The sequence below is a fragment of the Pseudodesulfovibrio pelocollis genome (genome assembly GCF_030282845.1).
Classification (GTDB): Bacteria; Desulfobacterota; Desulfovibrionia; order Desulfovibrionales; family Desulfovibrionaceae; genus Pseudodesulfovibrio; species Pseudodesulfovibrio pelocollis.
Map to the genome: position 1 here is coordinate 1 of NZ_JASTWE010000027.1, position 23,159 is coordinate 23,159.

The 23,159-nt window shown below is 64.6% G+C and carries 16 protein-coding genes and 1 tRNA gene; 5 read left to right on the plus strand and 12 right to left on the minus strand.

Going from position 1 to position 23,159, the window contains the following annotated elements:
- On the minus strand, positions 1–1,072 hold a 1,072-nt coding region (locus QQS14_RS10405), incomplete at its 3' end, for a cadherin-like domain-containing protein (RefSeq protein ID WP_285906929.1).
- A gap of 548 nt (positions 1,073–1,620) precedes the next feature.
- On the opposite strand from QQS14_RS10405, the gene QQS14_RS10410 reads away from it, so the two are divergent.
- Positions 1,621–1,696: transfer RNA gene (locus QQS14_RS10410), tRNA-Ala, on the plus strand.
- Between the two features lie 185 nt (positions 1,697–1,881).
- Here the strand turns inward: QQS14_RS10410 and QQS14_RS10415 are convergent.
- The 3 genes from QQS14_RS10415 to QQS14_RS10425 all read right to left on the minus strand — a co-directional run bounded on the left by QQS14_RS10415 (position 1,882) and on the right by QQS14_RS10425 (position 8,873).
- Positions 1,882–2,961: an AbrB family transcriptional regulator gene (locus tag QQS14_RS10415; RefSeq protein ID WP_285906930.1), complete on the minus strand. Its 1,080-nt coding sequence runs from the start codon at positions 2,959–2,961 to the stop codon at positions 1,882–1,884.
- A gap of 186 nt (positions 2,962–3,147) precedes the next feature.
- Positions 3,148–6,429 (minus strand): PAS domain S-box protein, encoded by a 3,282-nt coding sequence (locus tag QQS14_RS10420; RefSeq protein ID WP_285906931.1) that lies wholly within the window; start codon positions 6,427–6,429, stop codon positions 3,148–3,150.
- A gap of 86 nt (positions 6,430–6,515) precedes the next feature.
- Complete coding sequence (locus tag QQS14_RS10425; RefSeq protein WP_285906932.1) at positions 6,516–8,873, minus strand: GAF domain-containing protein; 2,358 nt, start codon at positions 8,871–8,873, stop codon at positions 6,516–6,518.
- A gap of 179 nt (positions 8,874–9,052) precedes the next feature.
- Between QQS14_RS10425 and QQS14_RS10430 the strand changes: the two genes are divergently transcribed.
- Positions 9,053–10,585 carry a two-component system sensor histidine kinase NtrB gene (locus QQS14_RS10430; protein ID WP_285906933.1) on the plus strand — a complete coding sequence of 511 codons (1,533 nt, stop codon included), beginning with the start codon at positions 9,053–9,055 and terminating at the stop codon, positions 10,583–10,585.
- On the opposite strand, the gene QQS14_RS10435 is transcribed toward QQS14_RS10430, so the two are convergent.
- The 8 genes from QQS14_RS10435 to QQS14_RS10470 all read right to left on the minus strand — a co-directional run bounded on the left by QQS14_RS10435 (position 10,563) and on the right by QQS14_RS10470 (position 18,478).
- Positions 10,563–11,894, minus strand: coding sequence for a sigma-54-dependent transcriptional regulator (locus QQS14_RS10435; protein ID WP_285906934.1), 1,332 nt, complete (start codon positions 11,892–11,894; stop codon positions 10,563–10,565). The two genes, QQS14_RS10430 and QQS14_RS10435, sit on opposite strands and share 23 nt — an antisense overlap.
- Positions 11,895–11,897: 3 nt before the next feature.
- Positions 11,898–13,388, minus strand: a complete 1,491-nt coding sequence (locus QQS14_RS10440; RefSeq protein WP_285906935.1) for a PAS domain-containing sensor histidine kinase — start codon at positions 13,386–13,388, stop codon at positions 11,898–11,900.
- Positions 13,389–13,547: 159 nt separating this feature from the next.
- Positions 13,548–14,237 (minus strand): hypothetical protein, encoded by a 690-nt coding sequence (locus QQS14_RS10445; RefSeq protein ID WP_285906936.1) that lies wholly within the window; start codon positions 14,235–14,237, stop codon positions 13,548–13,550.
- Position 14,238: 1 nt separating this feature from the next.
- Positions 14,239–15,522 carry a sulfite exporter TauE/SafE family protein gene (locus QQS14_RS10450; protein ID WP_285906937.1) on the minus strand — a complete coding sequence of 428 codons (1,284 nt, stop codon included), beginning with the start codon at positions 15,520–15,522 and terminating at the stop codon, positions 14,239–14,241.
- A gap of 36 nt (positions 15,523–15,558) precedes the next feature.
- On the minus strand, positions 15,559–15,972 hold the full coding sequence (locus QQS14_RS10455) for a response regulator (RefSeq protein WP_285906938.1): 414 nt from the start codon (positions 15,970–15,972) through the stop codon (positions 15,559–15,561).
- Positions 15,969–16,361 carry a response regulator gene (locus tag QQS14_RS10460; RefSeq protein WP_285906939.1) on the minus strand — a complete coding sequence of 131 codons (393 nt, stop codon included), beginning with the start codon at positions 16,359–16,361 and terminating at the stop codon, positions 15,969–15,971. Before QQS14_RS10460 ends, QQS14_RS10455 begins: the two co-directional genes overlap by 4 nt.
- Before the next feature lie 12 nt (positions 16,362–16,373).
- Positions 16,374–16,790: a response regulator gene (locus tag QQS14_RS10465; RefSeq protein WP_285906940.1), complete on the minus strand. Its 417-nt coding sequence runs from the start codon at positions 16,788–16,790 to the stop codon at positions 16,374–16,376.
- Positions 16,787–18,478, minus strand: a complete 1,692-nt coding sequence (locus QQS14_RS10470; RefSeq protein ID WP_285906941.1) for a sensor histidine kinase — start codon at positions 18,476–18,478, stop codon at positions 16,787–16,789. Before QQS14_RS10470 ends, QQS14_RS10465 begins: the two co-directional genes overlap by 4 nt.
- 541 nt (positions 18,479–19,019) lie before the next feature.
- On the opposite strand from QQS14_RS10470, the gene QQS14_RS10475 reads away from it, so the two are divergent.
- The 3 genes from QQS14_RS10475 to QQS14_RS10485 all read left to right on the plus strand — a co-directional run bounded on the left by QQS14_RS10475 (position 19,020) and on the right by QQS14_RS10485 (position 23,159).
- The gene (locus tag QQS14_RS10475) at positions 19,020–19,439 is read left to right on the plus strand and encodes a response regulator (RefSeq protein ID WP_285906942.1); all 420 of its coding nucleotides are present in this window, start codon (positions 19,020–19,022) and stop codon (positions 19,437–19,439) included.
- Between the two features lie 102 nt (positions 19,440–19,541).
- A complete protein-coding gene (locus QQS14_RS10480) occupies positions 19,542–22,106 on the plus strand; it encodes a PEP/pyruvate-binding domain-containing protein (protein WP_285906943.1) in 2,565 nt (854 codons plus the stop codon).
- Between the two features lie 102 nt (positions 22,107–22,208).
- Positions 22,209–23,159, plus strand: a complete 951-nt coding sequence (locus QQS14_RS10485) for a permease (RefSeq protein ID WP_285906944.1) — start codon at positions 22,209–22,211, stop codon at positions 23,157–23,159.

Here is a 23,159-nt window from a genome sequence, read left to right on the forward strand (position 1 = left end):
CGGTCAGGGTGGCGGTGTCGGTCAACTCGCCGTCGGACACGGTGTAGCCGATGTTGAAAACGCGGGTTTCGCCCTCGGTCAGAAAGTCGTAGGTCGACGCATCAAAGGTATATGTGCCGTCGGCGTTGAAGGTCAGGCCCACGGGCGTGTTGTCCGGGTCGGTCAGGGAATAGGTCAGTTCGTCCGCCGTGTTGTCCACGTCATGGTCGTTCTCGGCCACGGAGCCGGTGATGATCTCCTTTTCCATGAGCGCGGCCGTGTCGTCGGCCGCCACGGGCGCGTCGTTGACCGGGTTGACGGTGATGGCCCCCTGGCCCTGGACCGTGTGGACGCCGTCGGTGACGGTGAAGGTCACGGCGATGGTTCCGTTGTAGTCCTGGTCAGGGGTGAAGAGCCATGCGCCCGCGCCGATCTGGGTCAGGGTGCCGCCCGCCACGGACAGGCCGGTCACGCTCAGGACGCTGCCCGGGTCGGGATCGCTGACCAGGGCGAGGATCTGAGCGGCAGTGATTACCGTGGGCACGTCCTCGTCAGTGACGATGGACAGGGTGCCGTTGATGGTCGGCGGGTTGTTCGACGCGCCAGCCGTGCTGGAAGGGGAAAAACCGGGGGTCGAGTCGCGGAATCCGCCGCCACCGTTCTGGAAGGAGAGTCCCTGCTGGCCGCCCAGACTGTCAAAACCGTCCACGAGGGAACCCGAGTCGTCGGAATACGCGCCCGCGCCGCTGCTGCCGGACGAGCCGTCGGCTGCGGTTTCCAGCTCCTCTTCCTCGGTCACTTCGTTGAAGGCGAAGAGATAGACATCGCCGGGCACCAGGATGCCGCCCATGAGTTCGAAGGTGGGCAGCGCCCCCTGCTCCGCCAGCACCAGGTAGTCCTCAATGACAATGATACCGTGACCTTCGACGGAAATGACCAGGTCGTTTCCGCTTCCGGTGAATATGGCGTCTGACACGTCGAAGTCGAAAGCGACCAGCATGTCCGGCGCGATCTGAAAGCGGGAGGACTTTCCGTCGCCCGGAAGGGTGAGGGTGAGTCGCACTTGGGTCTGGGTGGTATCGTTCTCGGCCATGATGTGCTCCTGGTGATCGGCTGTTGGCGTCAGGATTAAACGGGCGGTTGCCTTTGTACTATTGTATAGTGGCAATCGTGCCAGGAGTCAATTGGCAAAAACTTTGTAAATACTATTAGTTGAATTGTTGATAACTCTGATCGCCACAGCGAAAGGCAAGGCTTGGCGGACATGTTTGTGGCAAGCCATTATCGGCGAATATCCGAGAAATTTTTAGTTTTAAACAGCATCATGTTAATAACATGCCAGGCATGGAGAGGGTTTTCCCCTGGTGATTTGGTCGGCTAGTCAGCGTAGTTATCTGAAATAACTAAATAAATATTTTTATCAGAAAAAAAGCATAAATAAAGCATGAGAAGAGGAACGATTCCTACCTGTCCTTGGTTTTCGAAGACGTGGTTTCATGGCCGTTCTCTGGTCGGTGCGCCCGTCCTGGCTGTGGAGCTGAAAACGCCCATTGCCCGTGAATCATTCAACCTTTGCGGCGAGCTCGTGTTTTGTGTTGACAACCATGGGCGCATTCTGCAAATTGACTTTCCCAACGACGTGGGGCTGTAGCTCAGTTGGGAGAGCGCTTGAATGGCATTCAAGAGGTCGTGGGTTCGATTCCCTCCAGCTCCACCACACGAAAGTTAAGGGTTTCAAGTAAATACTTGGAACCCTTTTTTTCGTGCCTGATGGCGGATTTCAGGAATATGTCCGCTATGTGTCCGCCGCTTCCGACGGGGTGTGTGGATTGACACCCAACTTGAGAAAGTGAGCTACGTGGTTTGAAAATGTTGTCCTGGTTGGCGATTGTGCACGAAGTATCATTTTCTGGGGTCAGGAGTGCCCTTTGGGCGGCCCAGGCGGCAGATAAGCCTGGCCACCAGGGGGCCGGCGAGGACCACGGCGAAGAGGCGCAGGGTCTGTAGGGCCAGGATGAAGGGCAGATCGCCCCCGCTGCCCATGGCGATGATGGCGATGGAGTCGAGGCCGCCGGGGCTGGTGGCCAGGAAGGCGCTCAGGCCGTCCATGCCGAGCCAGGCGGTCAGCAGCCAGGCCGAGACGCCGCACAGGGCGATGAGCAGGGCGGTGCCTAGGAGCATCTGGGGGATGGCCTGCATGGCGTGGAGCACGGTTTGGCGCGTGAAGCGCAGGCCGATGTACCAGCCAAGCCCGGCATAGGCGAGCCAGAGCAGCCAGGGGGGCACGATCAGGGTGACGAGGCCCGTGGCGTTCAGGGTTGCTCCGACCAGCATGGGCAGCAGCAGGGCCCCGGCCGGGATGCGCAGTCTGCCGCCCGCCGCCACGCCGCAGACGGCCAGGGCCAGGGTTTGGATCAGGGGGATCAGGGGCGTGTCCAGGCCCGGATTCCAGGCGTGGGGCGCGGGTGTGTCCAGCGCATGGCCCACCACGAGGCGCGTGGCCACCGAGGCGGTCAGCACCACCACGAACAGCCGCAGATATTGCATGAAGGCGACCATGCGCAGGTCCGCGCCATGGGCCTCGGCCATGGCCGTCATGGCTGCCGCGCCTCCCGGAGACGAGCCCCAGGCCGCCGTGTCGCCCGGCAGCGAGCCGAACCGCGTGAGCAGGAATCCGGTCAGCCCGCCCGCACCGATGGTCATGGCGACCACAGTGAGCATCACCGGCCAGTCCCTGGCCAGCGAGACTAGGGTGGAGGGGGTGATCGCCATGGCAAGCATGCAGCCGATCACGGCCTGGGCTCCGCCAAAGGCCCACCGGGGCATGTCGGGCGCAGCGCCGCGCAGGGCGAAGAACGTGGCCGCCACCATGGGGCCGAGCATTTCCGCTGCGGGAAGCCCGGCCCAGCGCAGCAGGACGGCCAGGAGTGCGGAAACCAGGACCAGCGAGGTCCATTTGCCTAGAAGCCGGAAGCTGACCATGAAATCTCCAGGCGGAAAGGGCGGACAAGCGGCGGCCGTGATCGGCCGCGTGGTGGCGGCCCGGAAGAGGGCGATGCGCCGGAAGGGCCGACGCGCAAACGTCGGCAAACCTACTCGGGAAGCGGGCGGCTGTCCAGACGGGCCACGCTGCTGCCGGGATTGTCGGCCCGGACCCCGTGTGCGGAGCTAGCGGTTCCGGGCCGCGCCGGTCACTCGGGCCAGTTCGTCGTGCAGGGCCCGTGTTTCCACGGGCTTGGCCACATAGCCGTCCATGCCCTCGGCCAGGAGCCGGGCGCGGTCGCCGGACATGGCGTAGGCGGTCAGGGCGATGACGGGCACATGCCTGTTGGCCTCGCCCGCCTCGCCGCGCCGGATGGCCCGGGTGGCGTCCACGCCGTCCAGCACCGGCATGTGCACATCCATGAGCACCACGTCGAACCCGCCCGAGCGCAGGGCGTCCAGCACCTGCTGGCCGTCTGTGACCAGGGTCACTTCGCAGCCCGCCTTTTCGAGATGACGGCGGGCGGCGATGCCGCTGACCCTGTCGTCCTCGGCCAGCAGCACCCGGAGGGATCCCAGCGGCGGCACATCCTGCCGGGCCGCCTCGGGATGCGTGTCATCCATTCGGGCAGCCACGCCAAAGGAGAGGCCGATGTGGACCGTGGTGCCGATGTCCACCCGGCTCTCAATGCACAGGGTGCCGCCCATGAGTTCGATCAGGCGCTTGGTGATGGAGAGCCCGAGGCCAGCGCCCTGGTATGGCCGGTTCCATCCGCCGTCCATCTGGGTGAAGGGCTGGAACAGGTTGTCCAGACGGTCGTCCGGTATTCCCGGGCCGGTGTCCGCCACCGAGAGGAGCACCCGGCACTGGCCCGGGGCCAGCGGCTTCAGATCGGACACCTCCACGGTGACCGAGCCGGATTGGGTGAATTTCAGGGCGTTGCCCACCACATTGCTCACCACCTGCTGCACGCGCACCGAGTCGCCCAGGAGCATGTCGCTGATGCCCGGTGAGATGCGGATATCAAAGTCGATGCCCGCCTGACGGGCGCTGGGCATGAAGAGGTCGCGCACGGTGAGCAGGGACTCCCCGAGGTCAAAGGGTTCGATCATGATGGTCAGCTTTTCCGCCTCGATGCGCGAGATGTCGAGGATGTCCGAGAGCAGGCGGGTCAGCCGCCGCGATGCCTGGATGGCGTTGCCGACGTAATCATCCTGTTCCCCGTCGAGGCGGGTGGTCCGCATCAGCTGGAGCATGCCGAGGATGCCGTTGAGCGGGGTGCGCACCTCATGGCTCATGTTGGCCAGGAATTGGGACTTGGCCCTGGTGGCGGCCTCGGCGGCCTCCTTGGCCTGTATCAGTTCGGCCTCGTATTGCTTGCGCTCGGTGACGTCCCTGGCGATGGCGTAGTTGAGTCCCTTTTCGGGCAGTGGCCGCGCCACCCAGTTGAGCCAGATGTAGTCGCCGGATTTTCGCCGGTAGCGGTTCTCGAAATCGACCACTTCCTGGCCCTGCTTGAGCTTCATTTCGACCATGTCGATGGTGGGCTGCACATCGTCCGGGTGGATCAGGGAGAGGAACGAGCGGGCCGTCAGCTCCTCTCTGGAATACCCCAGGGTGTCGGTGAAGGCGGGGTTGACGCGCAGGAACCGGGATGTCCGGATGTCGGAGATGCTGATCATGTCCTTGGACAACTCGAAGATGCGGCTCAGGTCCTCCTGGGCCTGGACCCGCTCGGTGACATCGGCAAAGATGCAGGCGAACCTGTTGGGCGCGGGGCGGAAGGACGTCACCTCGAAGTGCTTGTCCAATTCCTTGGAATAGCTGGCGAAGTGAATTGGTTCGCCGGTGAGGGCCACCCGGCCGTAGCGTTCTATCCAGAGCCGTTCGGTGCCGGGCAGGATTTCGAGCACGGTCCTGCCGACGACGGTTTTGGCCGTCAGGCCGGTCATGGCCTCAAAGGACGGGTTGACCACGAGGAAGCGGTAGTCAATGGGCTCGCCTGCCTCGTTGCAGATGATTTCATGCACGGCAAAGCCGTCGAGCATCTTCATGAACAGGTTTTCGTAGTCCTGCTCCACGCGCCGCTGTTCGGTGATGTCGCGGCTGATGGAGAGCAGCGAAGGGATTTCGCCCCCGGCGTCGAACTCGGGGATGAGCCGCCAGTTGAAGACCACCGGTCCTTTGCGGCTCTCGAAGGAGAACTCCGTCTCCAGCGGTTTCCGGGTTTCAAAGACCGTTTCTATGGCGTCGTGCCAGAATTGGCAGTCGGACTCGGGAAAACCCAGCTCCGCATGCGTCTTGCCGAGAAACTCCCCGGGCACGAGGTGGACGTATTCCCTGACACTGTCCGAAACAAAGAGGTGGTGGCCCTGCCGGTCAAAGCGCATGACGATGTCCGGCATGCCCGAGAGCAGGGCGTGGTAGCGCTCCCGGCTCTCGAAAAGATCCTGCTCGAACTGCTTGCGCTCGGTCACGTCCTGATTGGCCCCGATGGTCTTGACCGGCCTGCCCAGGGCGTCGCGCAGGAGCAGATAGCTGACCACGATGTGCCGCACCTCGCCGTCGCGCCGCACGATGCGGTGCTCGACCCGTCGGGTGAAATTGGGGTCGTCGGTGATGGCGAGGCGGGTCCTCTCGTCCTTGACCACGCCCATGTCCACGGGATGCACGAATTCACGCTGGTAAGTCTCTGCGGCCATGCGGTATCCGCCCTCGCGCTCTGCGGTGGTGCCGTACAGGGCATAGAATTGGTCGTCGAAGAGGAATGTTCCGCTGGCGATGTCCATTTCCCAGGGCGCGATGTCGGTCATTTCCATGGCCAGCCTGAGCTTGGCCTGGCTCTCCTGCAATTCGGCGCGTTGCCTGTCCAGAGCCTGCTGGGTCTGCCCGTACCGGAGTCTGTTGACCAGCAGAAGGCCCATCAGGCAGCTGGCGGCCGGGAAGATGAGCAGCACAGGCCAGGATATGCGGGACAGGACCAGGAGGGCCGTGGCCCGGGGCAAGGTGAACATGAGGGCGAGCATGACCAGATGGATGGTCAGGCCGAAGAGGAGCAGTTCGCGCCAGGAAATCGAGGCCAGCGACCCTTTCCTGGCGTGGCGCCAGAAGATGCCGATGCTGCCGGCGGCCAGGATGACGGCCACGCCTGTCCACGCGCCTGCGCCGCCGAGGTGCAGCCGGTAGGCGGCGGTCATGAGCATGGTCACGGCCGTGGCGACCCCGCCGAAGAACAGGCCGGAGATGCCGAGCAGCACGGAGCGGGCGTCGAAGATCACGCCAGGCATCAGGGTCCACGGTGTGGCCATGCTGACCACGCCGATGAGCCCGAGCAGGAACCCGACGATGAGGTGTGCGGGCGTATGGCTGCGCAGCCGCCAGCGCACGGCGAAGACGTCAAAGAGGATGGCCGCGGCCAGCAGCAGCGACACGTTCTGGGCAAGGGCAATGAAGGTGCTGGTCGTCATCGCCACATCTTATGCACAAAGTGCCTCCGTTTCCAAGAATATTGTAAGGGGCTTCCGTCCTTCACGGAGTGTGGCCGCCCGGTGGTTCAGAACCCGTCGTGGCCCACGGGCAGGCGGATGATGAAGGTGGTGCCCCGGCCCACCTGGGTCTCGAAGGTGATGGTGCCGCCGTGCTTCTCGACAATGGCCGCGTAGGCGATGCTCAGTCCCTGGCCGGTCCCCCCGCCCACCGGTTTGGTGGTGAAAAAGGGATCGAACACCCTGGAGCGAATGGCCTCCGGGATGCCGGTGCCCGTGTCGCTGACGCGGATCTCGGCCTGGCCGTCGCGGCTGGCTGTGGTGATGCGGATGAGGCCGCGCTTGTCCGGGTTTTCTCCCACCACGTCGCGGATGGCGTGGGTGGCGTTGATGACCACGTTGAGCAGGGCCTGCTTGATGTCGTCGGTCAGGCACATGACCTGGGGCAGGTCCCGGTCCAGGTCGATCTTCGTGTCGGCCACGAACTTGTATTCGTTGCGGGCCACGACCATGGTGTTTTCGATGATCCGGTTCAGGTCGGTCAGGGTCTTTTCGCGGCCGCCGGGGTGGGCGAACTCGCGCATGGACCTGACCACGTTGCCTATGCGCTGGATGCCCTCCTCGATGTGGGCCACGGACAGCGGCAGCTGGGTGCGCAGGAAGTCGAGGTCCGCGTCCTCGGCCAGCTTGCGGGCTTGCTCGACAAGGGATTCGGGCAGGTGGCCGTTGCTGGCCGCCCGCAGCATCTCCTGGTGGGTTTCGAGAATCGGCAGCAGCCCGGAGAGGGCATCCCGCAGGAACTGGGTGTTGTCGCCCACAAACTGGGCAGGGGTGTTGATCTCGTGGGCGATGCCCGCGGCCAACTGGCCGATGGCCTCCAGCTTCTGGGACTGGAGCAGTTGGGTTTCCATCTGGCGCAGGTGGGTTACATCGCGCCCCTGGATGAGCAGACCCACCCGGGTGTCGTTCTCATCGAGGACGGCGCTCGCGGTCAGTTCCAGCAGCCCGGCCCTGCCGTCGGTGTGCTCGAAGCGCAGATTGTGCACCTGGGCCGGGGCGTCGTCCAGGCATTCGGCGATGGCGCGCTCCACCTCGGCCCGGTCCCAGGCCATGGCGCACTCGGCCAGGGGGCGGCCCAGCACATCGCCGGGCTCCAGTCCGAACAGGGTGTGGGCGGTCTCGTTCCAGCGCACCACCGTGGTGTCGGGCTCGATGCGCACCAGCATGCTGGGGATGGCCTCAAGCAGCAGCTCGATCTCCCTGTTGGCCGCCTCAAGGCGCGCCTTGTACCGGTTGCGGAGCATCCTGTTCCAGACCCGTTGCAGAAGCACTGTCAGGGCCTGGATGTCGGAATCGTCGTACCCGGTTTTCTTGTTGGCCACCGCCACTGCGGCCACGATGCGTCCATGATGCATCACGGGCACGGTCAGCAGCCGGGCAAGGGGGACATGGCCTGCGGGGCATCCACCGGCGGCCGGGTGGTCCTCGGGAGACTCGTTGACCACCAGCGGCTGCCGCTGGCGGACGCATTCGGCCCACAGGCCGGCCCCGGCCACGGGGAAATGAAGGGGAGTTCCATCGACCCTGCACTCGGCGAGGACATCCTTGGACCAGGCCTGGACGACCATGGTTGACTCGTCCTCGGTCATCACACCCACGAAACCTATCTGGCTGCCCGTGGCCACAAGGGCCGCCTCCAGGGCAAAATCCATCACCTCCTGCACCGGGGCGTCGGTCATGCGGTCCAGTTGCAGCAGCATGTCCTGGCGGCGGCCGTCGAGCCGCAATTGGTCCCGGGTGCGGCGCAGCATGGCCGCGATGACGGCCAGGGCCACGGAGACGACCAGGATGCCGAAGCTGCCTATGGCGATCCATCGCCTGTGGGCGCGCTCCCTGTCCAGGGTCTCGATCTTTTCGGCCACGAGTTCCTCCATGCGCGTCTGGTAGCGCTGAAGTTCCTCGTCCATCAGCAGTTTGCCCGTGGCATCGCGGATGAGGGAGAGCAGGAGCTTTCTGCCTGCGGCATCGGCAAAGGGGGAGCTGGAGACCTCCACCGACCGGATGGTGCCATCGGCCAGCCGGTGGGGAAAGATGAAGTAGTTGCGCTGCTCGTCCCTGGCCCGGCGAAACTCCTGAGCCACCTCGGTGGGCGAGAGCTGGTTGATGTCCTGGATGCGCATGGAGCGCATGGTTGCCAGGGAGTAGCCGTAGAAGCGCAGGGCGGAGTCGTTGGCGTCCAGGATGGAGCCGTCGGCGGGGTCGATGAGCAGGGCGATGTCGTGATGCCCCCGCAGGCCGGGGCCGATGAGCGGCTGCGAGTCGGCCCGGGCGGGCAGGGTCGTCGTGAGGACAAGGAGCGTCAGCGCTGCCTGAAAAAAGAGAAGCGCCAGCGTTGCCCGGGGTGTGTCTTGCGCGTGATGCATCATGTTTTGACTCGTTGGGTGAAGAGAGCCGGTCCTCCAGGTTCCGCCACATGTACCCTCGCAGGCCACCGTGTAGCAATGATAATGTGCCTTCGGCCGGATGCCCCGTGGCCGAATTCCGCCCATCGCCTTGTCAGGGGCGTGGTCATCCCGTATCCTTGGCCCAAACGGAGGATGCGGCCATGGGCGAGTTCGATTACGACTCCCTGGGAATATGCTACTGGAACGGGAGTATGGAATCCTTCGTGGTGGGGATCATCGGCTCCGGGCCGGGAGTGAAGGCCCTGCTCGACATCGTCTTCGAGGAGGATTTCCGCGAATTTCTGCCGGACATCCTGCTGGCGGCCGCCAGCCACGTCGAACGGGAGTCGGACCTGGTCACCTTCGGCGAGATCAATGTGCCCGTGTACGACCGCTTCGAGGTCATGCTCGACAGGCACCCCGAGATCAACCTGGTGGTGGAGATGACCGGCAGCCCCGGCATGCTCGAAAGCCTGCGCAGGCGGGTGGGCGAGTCCATCTCCATCCTCGATCACCGGGAGGTCGCCTTCTTCTGCGGCCTGCACGACATGACCCTGGTCAAGAAGTACTGCATGGACAGTCTGGCCCACCAGCGCAGTCTGCTCCAGGCCATCCTCGACGGCATCCGCGAGGACATCCTGCTCCTTGATCGGGCTGGCAACGTGGTGGATCTCAACCGCATCGTCTGGGAGCGGGCGGGGGCACAGCGCAAGGACCTTCTGGGCAAGGCCTGCTGGCAGGCGGCCCGGCTGCGCGACGGCTCGTCCTTTTGCAGCCTCATGGACCCGACCTGTCCGTATCACAAGACCCTGGCGAGTGGCCGGGCCGAGGAGGCGCTGGTCACCCGTGTCAGCCGGGACGGACTGCTTCAATATTACCGGCTCTACGCCTATCCCATTTTCGGGGTCCGGGGCGAGATGAGCCATGTCATGGTCATGCACCGCGACATCACCAAGCGCACCTTGCAGGAGCGGCACCAGACCCAGCGCGACAAGCTGGCCATCGTGGGCGAGATGTCCACCTACCTCGCCCACGAGATACGCAACCCGCTCTTCGTCATCGGCGGGTTTGCCAACTCCCTGCTCAAATCACCCGACCTGATCGGCGCGGACAGGGAGAAGGTGGAGATAATGCTGGAGGAGAGCGGGCGGCTTGAGCACATGCTCACCAGCATGCTCAACTTTGCCCGGGCCTCGGAGACACGGATCGGCGAGGTGGACATGACGGCCGTATGCCGCGACGCCGCCGAACTCATGACCATCGGCTACGGCGGGCTTGGCTACGCCGTCGAGGTGCGCCCGGCCGGGGCGCTGCCCGCGGTGCTCGGTGACGAGGACACCCTGAAGCAGTGCGTGGTCAACATCCTCAAGAACGGCATCGAGGCCATGCCCGGGGGTGGCACCGTGACCATGGGCCTCTCCCTGGAGGGCGATTGCGTGGTGGTCAGGGTCAGGGACACAGGGGTGGGCATGGATGCCGTGGACCTGGAGCGTGTCTTCAACCCCTTCTATTCCACCAAGCAGGGGAGCAGCGGCCTGGGGCTGGCCATGGTCAGGAAGAAGATCGACGAGTTCGGCGGCAGGGTGGAGATCGCCAGCAAGCCGGGGCTGGGGACCACGGTGTCGCTCTATCTGCCCGCGTCCACCGGAGAGGGGTGCGCCGGGTGCCAGGTCATTCCTTCCCCATCTTCTTGAGTTTTTCCCGCAGCGTCTTCCGGTTGATGCCCAGGATGTCGGCGGCGTGGGACTTGTTGTTGCCGACCATGGTCAGCACGTTCATGATGTGCTCGTGCTCCACCTCGGCCAGGGGCCGGTCCACCCGGCCGGTCATGGACAGGCAAAAGCGCATGGTCTCCGGCAGGTCCGTCACCTCGATGGGGTCGTGGTCCACGATGACCAGCAGCCGCTGGATGAGATTCTCCAGTTCGCGCACGTTGCCTGGCCAGGAGTGGCGGCGCAGGGCCTGGACCGCCTCGTCGCTGATGGACGGGGTCGGGCGCTGCATGGCCGCCGCGAACTTGGCCAGGAAGGTGTTGATGAGCACGAGGATGTCGTCGCCGCGCTCGGAGAGGGTGGGCACATGGATGTCCACTACGTTGATCCGGTAGAAAAGATCCTCGCGGAAGGAGCCTTCGGCCACCAGCCGCCTGAGGTCCTTGTGGGTTGCGGCCAGGATGCGGGTGTCCACGGTGTTGCCCCGGCTCGAACCCACCTTGCAGAACTCCTTGGACTGGATGACCCGGAGCAGCTTGGCCTGCATGTTGGGGCTGGCGTCGCCGATCTCGTCCAGGAAGATGGACCCCCCGTTGGCGATCTCGAAGAAGCCCGCCCGGCTCTCCTTGGCCCCGGTGAAGGCCCCCTTGACGTGGCCGAACAGCTCGCTTTCGAGCAGGCTGTCCGGGATGGCCGTGCAGTTGACCGGCACGAATGGCGCGGCCCTGCGGTCGCTGTTGTAGTGGATGGCCCGGGCCACCAGTTCCTTGCCCGTGCCCGATTCGCCGGTGATGAGCACGTTGGCGTTGGTGGCCGCCGCCTTGCCGATGCGCCGGAAGACTGCGGCCATTTCGGGCGAGTCGCCGACGATTCCGTAGTTCTCGCTTTGGGCCGCGGTGGAGCTCACGGCCTTGCGCCGCTGGAGCTTGTCCGCGATGCGCCCCACGGCTGACAGCAGTTCTTCGGTGGTGAAGGGCTTGGGCAGGTATTCGCCCGCGCCGTCGCGAATGGCCTCCACGGCCCCGGAGATGGAGGGATAGCCGGTGATCATCATGATCTCGGTCTCCGGGTGGTTGTCGCGCACGTGGCGGATGAGGTCGAGCCCGGTGGCCTGGGGCATGCGGTAGTCGGTGATGACCAGGTCTATGGCCAGCTCGCCGAGCAGGGCCACGGCCTCGTCCACGCGCAGGCGGGTGTAGACCTCGTAACCGTGCGGCTCCAGGTTGCGCTTGATCACTTCAAGGGTGCTGGGGCTGTCGTCCACGGCGAGGATGCGGATGGGGGCGCTCATGGTCTATTCGGCTCCATTGGTTTGACTGCATGGAAAGGCCACCTCGAAGCGCGTGCCCTGGCCGGGGGTGCTGTCCACCTGGATGAACCCCTGGTGCGCCTTGACGATGCCATGGACCACCGAGAGGCCGAGGCCGGTCCCTTTGTCCACGTCCTTGGTGGTGTAGAAGGGGGTGAATATCTGCCTGAGTTCCTCGGGGTGCATGCCCGGGCCGGTGTCCTCGATGACGATGTAGGCGTCGCCGCCGTGGTTGATGGTCCTGACCGTGAGCGCGCCGCCGTTTTCCATGGCCTGGATGGCGTTGGCCGCGAGGTTGACCACCACCTGGGTGATGTGCTGCGGGTCGGCCATGACCGGGGGCAGGGTCTGGTCCAGCTGGCAGGCCACCTCGACCCTGTTGCGCTTGGCGCCCGCCTCGGTGATGCGCAGGGCCTGGGTGATGGTGGCGTTGAGGTCGGTCATGACGAGCTGGGGCGGCATCTGGCGGCCGAAGAGCATAACCTTGCGGATGACCTCGCGCGCGTGCAGGGACGAGTCCACGATGTTGCGCAGGTCGGTTTCCACCTGTTCGGGCAGGCCCGGGGTCTGGAGGGCCAGCTGGGCGAAGCCGAGGATGTTGGCCAGGGGCTCGTTGATCTCGTGGGCCAGCCCAGCGGAGAACTGGCCGATCTTGGCCAGCCTGTCGGCCTGCCTGAGCTGCTGTTCCAGCTGCTGCCTGGCGCGGCGCTCCTCCTTCTTGGCCACGATGAGGGCTATCTGCTGGGCCACGGTGGCCAGGAGGTCGTTCTCGTCCTCGATGAATTCCGCGTTCCTGGCCCTTCTGCCGTGGCCTTCGAGGGAGACCACGAGCATGCCGCGCCGCTCCTTGTTGACCGTGATCGGTTCGGTCAGGCGGTTGTCCGTGTCGCGGTAGCCGGGGCTTTGCAGGTGGATGTCGTCCACGGTCAGGGAGATGTGCGTCTTTCTTGGCCGCTGGAAGCCCGACGGGAGCAGGTTGACTATCCTGGACAGGATGACCGGAAGCTCCTCGTTCATTTCGACCATGAGCAGGCTGATGTGGTAGAGGCAGCTCAGCTCCTTGTTGCGCTCCATGAGGGTTGATCGTTCGTAGATCAGCCCTTTTTGGCGGAGCATGTGGTCGGTTACGTCCTGGCCCACGCACAGGACGCTGATGGGTTCCCCGGCCGAATCCACCAGGGATTTGATGTGCCAGTCGATGTACACGGTGTCGCCGCTTCTGGTGCGGATGATGCCCGAGGTGGTGGAGATGGTCTGGCCGCGGATGGAGTCGGTCACGGTGCGGATGGCCTTTTCGTGCCGATCCTCGGGGATGAAGGTCTTGAACCAGTCCCTGCCCGCCAGCTCCTTGATGGAATAGCCGGTAAGCTTCTCAAGCTCTGAGTTGCCGTGGATGATCCGGCCGCCGAGGTCGAAGGTCACCACGATGCCGTGGCTCAGCTGCATGACGGTGTCGTAGTAGTTGTGCAGATTCATGGCGATCTTTCCCGTTCCTTGTGGAGATACTGCGCATCGGTGCCGGAGTAAACACCTTCCGTCTCTTCGGCCGGGCGTGCAGGCCCCGGTCGTCAAAGAGAGCGCGGCCCGGCGTCATGATGAGCCGGGCCGCGTGATTGGTGTGACGCTGTCCTGCGACTAGTGGCTCAGGCGCAGTCCCCATCCCTCGAAGACCCAGAGGATGGCGAACCCGTACCACAGGGTGTAGAACACATAGAAGGCCAGCGAGAAGATGACCGTGCCGAGCTTGTCGGTGATGTGCAGCGGCTCGATCTTGAAGTAGTTGTAGGCGGTCTCCACGGCGCGGGTCTGCACAGTGTTGACGACCTTGGCCGCAGCGAACTCCTCCTGGTGGGAGAGGGCCCTGTCGATCTGGGCAAGAGTCACCCACCAATTGTAGGAGGCGCGCCGGGGGTTGATGCCGGCGTACTTGGCGGAAACCGAGTCGCCGTCGTTGTGGTACATGTAGTCCGCGTCGGCGATGCTCGCATCGAGGATGGCCTTGAGCGAACCCGTCACCTCGACATCGGTACCCTTGACGGTGGCGGCCACGCCTGCGGCCGTCATCTGGGCGGCCGACTGGGTGGCGATGTTCTCGTCAACGTAGTGCAGCACGAGGTTGACATCCTTGCCCTCGACCTTCTGTGCCGCCTCGCCCGCCATGGGGATGTAGTAGACCGAGCCCTTGGAGATGGAGTTGTACAGGGCGTCGAGATACGCCATGGAGTTGAGGCCGTTGAACATCGGCTGGAACATGTAGAACAGCACCGCGAAGAACAGGGCCAGCGCTACCAGGCCCCCTGTGAATTCCTTCTTGTTGTGGACCATTTTAGTGTACCTCCTTGGCCTTCAGATTCGGGATGTTTTTCAGGAAGGTTCCGATGACCCAGACCGAGAAGCCACCGATGACGACGAAGAACGCCCAGATGCCGATGTCGTTGAGCACGGAGCCCAGGGCTGGCGATATGGGCAGGATATCCATCTCACCGAGCTTGCCCGGCAGGGCGAAGATGCGGTTGACGAAGCCGGAGAGCACCGCCATGGCGTAGAAGCCGCGGATGGTGATGCCGGGCACCACCTTGGTGACCAGCGCGCCGATCTGGATGCCCAGCAGCGAGCCGAGCAGCATGCCCATGGCCAGGGTGTAGAAGATGAAGCCGTAGATGGCGTACTGGCTGATGGACGCGAAACCGGCGGTGAAGACGATCTGGAAGATGTCGGTACCGACGGTGGTCATGGACGACACGCCCAGCACGTAGACGAAGATGGGGAAGGTCAGGAAGCCGCCGCCAACGCCCATGATACCTGCGGCCAGACCGACCAGGGCGCCGGACAGGACCAGGAACACCCAGGATATCTGCCTGCCGCCGGGGGTCAGGTCCTGATCAAAGGTGACCATGGGGGGGAATTTGACGGCCTGGAGGCTCTTGGCCATGGAGCCCATCTCCGCGCCTTCGCTCTTTCCGCCGTGGCCGCTGCTGGTGTCGCCAGCCTTGCGGCTGCGCAGGAAATCGATCAGGGAGTAGAAGCCGAGGAAGCCGAGCATCAGGGAGTAGACCGAGGTGATGAAGGCGTCGCTCAGGATGGGGTTGATGTCATAGAGTACACGGTTGATAATGCCGCCCGCCGACGCGCCGAGGATGGCGCCGATGAGGAAGACCACGGCCAGGGGCACCGAGACGTTGCCCAGCTTGCGGTGGATGACGCTGCCCATGATCGCCTTGGCGAAGATGTGGAACAGGTCGGTGCCGACCGCCAGGATGCCCTTGATGCCCGCGCTCATGAGCGCCGGGGCGATGATGAAGCCGCCGCCCGCGCCGATGCAGCCGGTGATGAGTCCTGCGCCCATGCCGATGCCGATGGACACCAGGAAGATGGTCAGGCTGTAGAAGGCCGGGCTGTAAGCCTTCTTGCCGCCCAGGATTTCCGGCAGGGCCGGACCCAGGTCATTTGCAAAGGCGATACCGCCGATGATGATCGGGATGAGCATGAGCCCCAGGACTATCCTGAGCTTCTTGCTGCCCATGATATGCCGGGCGTTGTCGATTTCCCACTGGGCGAGAGCACCGGCTCCCGCCAACATGAATTTGCCCCATTGGTTGAAGAATCGCATTTTTGACCTCACTTCCACTTGCGATTGGTTTGCAGATCAGCCCGTTGTCGCTTCCGGGCCGCTGTCCTGCGCCAAATTCCGCTGCCTTTTTTGGGCTGCTTCCCTGATTTTGCCCACCAGCTCGTCCAGGCTTCCCGGCTTCATGACATAGTCATACGCGCCCATGGCAAGGCAGGATATGACCATGTCGGAATTCGAGTGTGCCGTGAACATGAGCACCTGGGTGTCGGGGTGCAGCCGTTTGATTTCCCCGAGGGTCTTGATGCCGTCCATGCCGGGCATCATGACATCGAGGAGGGTGACATCCACCTCTTCCTCAGCCAGTACCGTGAGCGCATCGCGCCCGCTTGTCACGAGGCGCGTGTCCATGCCTCGCTTGTTCAGCCTTTTGGACAGGGCGGTGGCGAAGCCGACCTCGTCATCGACGATGAGCACCGATACCCGGGTCATGCCTTGTCGCCTCCCTGTCTGGCCACATTCAACACCTTTGCCACCAACGCCTCGAAGTCCACCGGCTTGGACAGATAGTCCGCCGCTCCGAGCCGCATGCTTGCCTTGACCGCCGTCTCGCTCCCGTGACCGGTGAGCATGAGGATGGGCAGTCCCGGATCAAGCAGCTTGAATACCTTCAGGATTTCGACACCGTCCATGCCCTCGAGCTTGAGGTCGATGATGGTCGCGTCGTAGTCCTGCGTCCTCAGCATGCGCACGGCCTCTGCCCCGCTGGCGGCGGTGTCCACGCGAAGACCCCGTCTGGTCATCCGCTTGGACAGCACCTCCGTGAAGCCCCGCTCGTCATCCACGATGAGCAGCCTGATGGGTGTCGCGCCGTCCTGCATGCCGTTGATCCCTTACGCCTTTTCGCCGTCGGCCTTGGCGGCCTCGACCTCATGCCTGCGCTTGAGCGCCGCCGCTTCGTTGATCTTCTCGGTGAGCACATCGAAGCTGCACGGCTTCATGAGATAATCGTACGCGCCAAGCTGGATGCCTTCGAGGGCCGAGGGCACGGTGGCGTGTCCGGTGAGCATGATCACCTCGACCAGAGGAAACGCCTGCTTGATCTCCTGGAGCACGGCCAGCCCGTCCTTGCCAGGCATCTTCACGTCCAGCACGATGACCTCGATCTCCGGAAACTCCCTGAGGCGGCGCAGAGCCTCGTCGCCACTTTGGGCCGTGTGGGCGGTCATGTTCCGCTTGGCCAGACGTTTTTGCATGGTTTCGACAAAGCCGGGTTCGTCGTCCACTATGAGCAGGGACGCATCGCTCATGAGTTTCCTCCCTGGAAAGTATCGGATCGCTGAAGGGGCAGCCGGATGTTGAAGCTGGTACCATGGCCCACGGTGCTTTCCACTTCGATGGTCCCGCCCATCTGGTGGATGATGCCGTAGCAGATGGACAATCCGAGGCCGCTGCCCCTGCCCACGGGCTTGGTGGTGAAGAACGGGTCGAATATCCTGCTCAGGTTGGCCTCGGGGATGCCGGGGCCGGTGTCGGCCACGGTGATGAACACCTCGTCCGGTGATGCGTGGCAGGATATGATCAGGGTGCCGCCGTCCTGTTCCATGGCCTGGATGGAGTTGTTGATGAGGTTGAGAAAAACCTGCTGGAGTTCGGTGGGCGAGGCCTTGATGGGCGGCATGTGCGGGTCTATGTTCAGCGAGAATTCGATGCGGGCGTAGCGGGCGGGCTGCATGGAGAGGTTGACCACCTCGGCCACCAGCTCGGGCAGGGAGACCATGGTCACGCGCGTGTCTGTCTGGCGGGCGAAGCTCAGGAGCTTGTGGGTGATGTCCTTGCAACGCACACCCTGGGTCCTGATCTGGGCGAGGGCGCGTTCCACCTCCTCGCGGCAGGACATCTCGCGCCCCTCGTCCTCAAGCAGGTCGCCGACCCATCCGGCTTCCTCGATCATGATGGCCACCGGGTTGTTGATCTCGTGGGCGATGCCCGCGGCAAGCTCGCCTATGGAGGCCAGCTTGCCCGCCTCGATCATCTGCCGGTTCATCATCTCGGTGCGCAGGTCGATGAGCCGGAACCGGGTCACCAGCTTGCGGTTCATGAACAGGGCCATGCCCAGGATGGCCAGCGCGCCGGCCACCAGGACGAGCAGGGCAATGCGCTCGGCGGTGGCGAGTTCCGAGAGGGCGTCCGAGGACTCCTGCTGGAAGACGAGCTTCCAGTCCGCCCCGGCCAGGGCGGCCGAAACCACGATATAGTCCTCGCCGTCGCTGCCCAGCGAGCGCTCGATGAGCACGCCGGGGGTGGTGTGGGGCCGCTGCACCGTCCTTGACGCGACCATGCTCAGAGCCTGGGTCTCCACTGACCGGGGACGGGTCTGTAGCTCGCCTTGGGCGTTGACGATGTAAGCGTGGCCCGTGTTGCCGATGCGGATGTTCTCCACCTGGTTGCCAAAGGCCAGGAAGTCGATGGTGGCCTTGAGGGTCCAGCTGCGCAGGCCGTCGGAGTTGTTGACTGTGACGATGAAGTGGGGCGAGCGGTGCAGGCCGAGGAAGACGTCGCTGATGGCGATCTTGCTGTCGCGGGAGTTCACATACCACGACTCTTCGGAACAGTCCGCGCCCAACTGGTCGAAGGGCCCGGCATAGGCGACCTGGCGGCCCGAGGCGTCGATGACGCCGAGGTCCACGAAGACGCGGCCATATTGCTGCTGGATGTCCTTGAGGGTCCGCTCCAGAAAGGCGGGCGTGGTCAACTGCTCGTAGGTGAAGGCCTTGTCGAGGTAGAGCACTTCGTACTGCTTTCCGGCGAGGAAGGCGTCGATGGTCTCCAGGTGCTTGTCCACCACCGCGCCGAGATGGGCGTAGACCTTTTCAGTGTATATGGAAGAGAACTGGACGAAGATGAGGCCGCCCACCAGAAGGAGCGGGATGAAAGAAATCCCGATGACGCCCAGCGCCAGATTGCGGGAAAGATTGTTGTAGGGCTGAAGGTCCATTCAGGGTCCTGTGTTTTCGTCCTTGTATTTCAAGTGGCTGCGGTCAGCGTGTCGTGGCCCGGACTGACAAGAGCAATGGCCGTGCCAACGTGAATGCGGGGTGCGTTGGCTGCCATGCGTCCAACAGGCTGTAATTGCAGCGGATGTTTTCTGGAGAGAATGTTTCGCCCGGCCCGGCGCGGCTGGCGCGAGCGTTGATTTGACCGGATTTGGCCGTGGGGGAGTCCTCAAGTGGGGCATAACGCCCCGGTGGGGTAAAAGGACCCACTTGGTGGATGGGTGCGGCAAGGGGCGTGGACAGGGAGATGCGTTGTGCAAAAAATCACAAGTGGGGCGTTTCGACCCACATGGCGTCGTGTTTGCGCGCGGGTGCGGGTTTGCGGTCCGCGCACTCCGTGGCGATGCGTCCGTCCAACCCGGACGCAATCCGTTGGAAGTGGCGGCGTTGTCTGCCCGGAGCGTGGTGCGGCACCGGGGGTTTTCTTTCGCTGGCCTCTTTGGCAAGGTGGTTGTAAGGTGGCGGGCAACATGGAGGCATTTCGTGAGTGAAGCCATACGAGTCTTGCTTGTGGACGACGAGGACGGGTTCATTTCGGCCCTGTCCAAGCGTCTGGGGCGGCGTGGCATGGTCGCCACCGCCGTGTCCGGCGGCCAGGAGGCCCTTGCCCTGCTCGATCGCGAGCCTGTGGACGTCATGGTGCTCGACGTGAAAATGCCGAAGATGGACGGAATGCAGGTGCTCACCCTGGTCAAGGGCCGCCACCCCGAGGTGGAGGTCATCCTGCTCACCGGGTATGCGGACATGGATTGCGCCCTGCAGGCCATGTCGGCCGGGGCCTTCGACTTCCTGATCAAGCCGGTGGATTTTGAACTGCTCGGGTGCCGGATCATGGCGGCCGCCCGGGGCAAATCCCTGCGCGCGGACTGCCCCGCGCCCGGGGAGACCGCACCGGGCGAGTGACCGGGGCGGGGCCTGCGCGCGTGAGTGTTCTGGGCCCGCGCGCCAGTCCGGGGGAAGGGAACCATGGGGCCGGTGGAGCGAATCAAGCAGATTTCACGCAGGATGGGAGCGTTGTTGGGCATCGGCCCGGCGTCAAAGCCGGAGACGCTGCGCGAATCGTTCCAGGCCCGCTACCACACCTTCAAGCTCCTGGTCTCTGCCAACACCCAGGCCCTTGAGGTCATGGCCGAGATGGAGGAGGCGCTGCGCGGGCAGGTGCCCTTCGGTTTTGGCTTCATCCGCTCCAAGACGGCCCGGGTCACGGCCGTCGTGTATTCCATTATCCGCCATCTGGAGGCCCTGGCTCCGGGGCGCTACACCGGACTTCAGGACAGTTTCGAGGTCATCCGGCGAAATATCCAGGAGTCGCTCCCCCGGGTGGAGAAGCATGTGGAGGGCCGCCGGGTGGTCGCCCTGGCCGAGATCGACCGCAACGACTCGGCCGAGTGCGGCACCAAGATGGCCCACCTGGGCGAACTGCGCAACCGGATGGGCCTGTGCGTGCCCGATGGGTTCGTGGTCACGGCCGATGCCTGTCTCATGTTCATGGAATCAGGCGGACTGCGCGAGGAGATCGAAAGGCTGATTCAATCCGCCGGGGCGGACAGCCCATCGTCCATGCTCTCGCTGTCCGAGGCCGTCGAGAGCAAGGTCATGGCGGCCGAGGTGCCCGATGAGGTGGTCTCGGCCATCGCGAGGGAATACGAGGGGCTGGCGGCCCGTCTCGGCCGCAGGCCCAATGTGGCGGTGCGCTCCTCGGCCCTGGGCGAGGACGAGGCCGGTTCCTTCTCGGCGGGTCAGTACCGCACGCTGCTCAATGCTCATCCCTCGGACCTGCTCACCGCCTACAAGCGGGTGGTGGCCTCCCTGTATGGGGTCCAGGCCGTGGGCTACCGCCGCAACCGGGGGCTGGACACGCCCGCCATGTGCGTCGGCTTTCTGGAAATGGTCGAGGCCCGGGCGGGCGGCGTGGTCTACACCCGCGATCCGCTCTCCGAAAACGTGGACGCCGTGCTGATCAACGCCTGCTGGGGACGGCCCAAGTCCGTGGTGGACGGCTCGGTGGTGGCCGACAGCTTTGTGGTGGACCGCCAGACCCTGGCCCTGCGCAGCCGCGTGATCGCGGTCAAGAACACCTGCGTGCGCGGCGGTGACGCCGGGGGCATGGTCATGGCCTGTGTCCCGGCCGAGATGGCGGCGCAGCCTTCGCTGACCGACGAACAAGTGGCGGCCCTGACGCATACCTGCCTGCGCATCGAGGAGCAGTTCGGTTATCCCCAGGACATCGAATTCGCCGTGGACCAGGCCGGGGAGATCGCCTATCTCCAGGCCCGGGCGGTCATGCTCACGGCCGAGCCGGTGGTGCGCCCGCTGCCTGTGGGCACCCGCGTCGTCATCTCCGGCGGGGTCAGGGCCAGCGGCGGGGTGGCCACGGGCAAGGTCCACCATGTGCGGACCACGGCCGATACCCTGAATTTCGAACCGGGCGGGGTGCTGGTGGCCCGGCAACCCGGGCCGAACCTGGCCCCGCTCCTGCCGGTGGCCTCGGCCGTGATCACCGAGCTGGGCGGCGTGGCCGGGCATCTGGCCTCGGTGGCCCGCGAATTCCGGGTTCCCGCCCTGTTCGGCCTGCGCAACGCCATGGACTCCATCCCGGACTCCACCATGGTCACGGTGGACGCCGATGGCAGGCGCGTGCTCCACGGGGTGGTCGAGTCCCTGCTCGAACCCGATGACGCCGGGGCCAACCTCATGGAGGGCAGCCCGGTACACACGGCCCTTGCGGCCGTGGCCGAACACATCACCCCCCTGCACCTGCTCGACCCCGAGGGACTAACCTTCCGCCCGGAAAACTGCACCACCCTGCACGACATCACCCGCTTCTGCCACGAAAAGGCGGTGGCCGAGATGTTCTCCTTCGGCCGGGGGCACAAGGTCAGCCGCTACGAGGCCAAGCAGCTCCATGTGGAGGGGCGCCCCAAGCAGTTCTGGGTGGTCAATGTGCAGGACGCCTTTCTCACCGAGCCCAGCGACAAATGGGTGGAGATTGGCCAGATCGCCTGCCAGCCCATGCTGGCCCTGTGGCGCGGCATGAACGCGGTCCCCTGGGCCGGACCACCGGCAGTGGACGGCCGGGGATTCCTGTCGGTCCTGTTCGAGGCGTCCATGAATCCCAAGCTCAACGTGGCTGGCGGCACGTCCCTGGCCTTCAAGAACTATTTCCTGATCTCAAAGGAGTTCTGCTCGCTCCAGTCCCGGTTCGGGTTCCACTTCTGCAACGTGGAGGCGCTGGTGGGCGAGTACGCGGTGGAGAACTACGCGGGGTTTCGCTTCTTCGGCGGCGCGGCCGATCCGGGACGGCGGCGGCTGCGCGTGCTGCTCATCTCCGAGGTGTTGGAGGAGTTCGGCTTTCGGACCTCGGTGCGCCAGGACAGCCTGACCGCCCGGGTGGAGGGGCGCGGCCCGGAGCACATGCTTTCGCGGCTCGTCGTCCTCGGGCATGTGATCATGCACACCCGCCAGCTGGACATGATCATGCGCGACTTGGCCCAGGCCAGGGCCTATAAGGCCAAGCTCTGCGACCAGCTGGCCGAGCTGCTCGGCGAGCCCCGGGGAGAGGGCGTCTGACGTTCCTTCTTTTTTGCCTGCCGCACCTTGGCGCTTCATTTTTGGAAATGATTCCGCTATAGGATCGGTCTGCGACGCCTGACGGCCAACTCCGGAGAATCAGTGCTCGAATCCCTTGTCGTCATGACCACGGCCGCCACGGCCATCGTGCTCGAAGCCGCCCCCTTCCTACTGCTCGGCTCCCTCATCGGGTCCCTCATCGAGGTGCTGGTGCCCGAGCGCACTCTGCTGCGCGTGATTCCGCGCAGTGCCTCCGGGCAGGTGGCCGTGGGGGTGTTCGCGGGCATGCTTCTGCCCACCTGCGAGTGCGGGATCGTGCCCGTGGTCCGGCGGCTGCTCCTCAAGAACGTGCCGCCCAGGGTGGCCATTCCCTACATGATGGCCGCGCCGGTGGTGAATCCGGTGGTCATCGCCTCCACCCTCTTCGCCTTCCAGGGAGACCTGTCCGTGGTCGGCCTGCGGCTGCTGCTGGTGATCGTCCCGGCCGCGGCCCTGGGGTTTGCCCTGGGTGGCGCGAGCCCGCGCGCGGTCCTGCGCCAGCAGCCCATTGACCTGAAGCGGTTTGACGAGGCCGAGGCCGTCCATCTGCCGGAACACGAACACGGCCACGGCTGCGCCTGCGGTTGCGGCCATGTCCAGGCAGGCCCCTTTGCCCGGACCCGGGCGGTGCTCTTTCACACGGCGGCGGAGTTCGTGTCCATGGGCCGGTTCCTGGTCTTCGGCGCGCTGGTGGCGGGCGGGTTCAAGGCGTTCCTGCCGCCCGGGGTGCTCGAATTCTTCGTGGGCAGCCCCATGCTGGCCGTGGGCGGGCTGATGCTGCTGGCCATCGCCCTGTCCATCTGCTCCGAGGCCGACGCCTTTGTGGCCGCGTCCTTCGCCTCCTTCCCCGTGGCGGCCAAGGTGGCGTTCATGGCCATCGGCCCCATGGTCGATCTCAAGCTGATTCCGCTGTTCCTGTCGGTGTTCACGCGGCGCGTGGCCCTGGCCCTGATCGTGGTGCCCACGGTCACGGTCTATGTCATGGGCGTCCTGCTCGCCTGGGGAGGGTGGTAA

What these genes read in the sequence shown, in the direction of transcription:
- QQS14_RS10465 (WP_285906940.1), bottom strand. Translation starts at nt 16,790, where the DNA reads ATGAGCGATGCGTCCCTGCTCATAGTGGACGACGAACCCGGCTTTGTC.
- QQS14_RS10445 (WP_285906936.1), bottom strand. Translation starts at nt 14,237, where the DNA reads ATGGTCCACAACAAGAAGGAATTCACAGGGGGCCTGGTAGCGCTGGCC.
- QQS14_RS10420 (WP_285906931.1), bottom strand. Translation starts at nt 6,429, where the DNA reads ATGACGACCAGCACCTTCATTGCCCTTGCCCAGAACGTGTCGCTGCTG.
- QQS14_RS10425 (WP_285906932.1), bottom strand. Translation starts at nt 8,873, where the DNA reads ATGATGCATCACGCGCAAGACACACCCCGGGCAACGCTGGCGCTTCTC.
- QQS14_RS10430 (WP_285906933.1), top strand. Translation starts at nt 9,053, where the DNA reads ATGGGCGAGTTCGATTACGACTCCCTGGGAATATGCTACTGGAACGGG.
- QQS14_RS10435 (WP_285906934.1), bottom strand. Translation starts at nt 11,894, where the DNA reads ATGAGCGCCCCCATCCGCATCCTCGCCGTGGACGACAGCCCCAGCACC.
- QQS14_RS10450 (WP_285906937.1), bottom strand. Translation starts at nt 15,522, where the DNA reads ATGCGATTCTTCAACCAATGGGGCAAATTCATGTTGGCGGGAGCCGGT.
- QQS14_RS10440 (WP_285906935.1), bottom strand. Translation starts at nt 13,388, where the DNA reads ATGAATCTGCACAACTACTACGACACCGTCATGCAGCTGAGCCACGGC.
- QQS14_RS10470 (WP_285906941.1), bottom strand. Translation starts at nt 18,478, where the DNA reads ATGGACCTTCAGCCCTACAACAATCTTTCCCGCAATCTGGCGCTGGGC.
- QQS14_RS10415 (WP_285906930.1), bottom strand. Translation starts at nt 2,961, where the DNA reads ATGGTCAGCTTCCGGCTTCTAGGCAAATGGACCTCGCTGGTCCTGGTT.
- QQS14_RS10460 (WP_285906939.1), bottom strand. Translation starts at nt 16,361, where the DNA reads ATGCAGGACGGCGCGACACCCATCAGGCTGCTCATCGTGGATGACGAG.
- QQS14_RS10455 (WP_285906938.1), bottom strand. Translation starts at nt 15,972, where the DNA reads ATGACCCGGGTATCGGTGCTCATCGTCGATGACGAGGTCGGCTTCGCC.
- QQS14_RS10480 (WP_285906943.1), top strand. Translation starts at nt 19,542, where the DNA reads ATGGGAGCGTTGTTGGGCATCGGCCCGGCGTCAAAGCCGGAGACGCTG.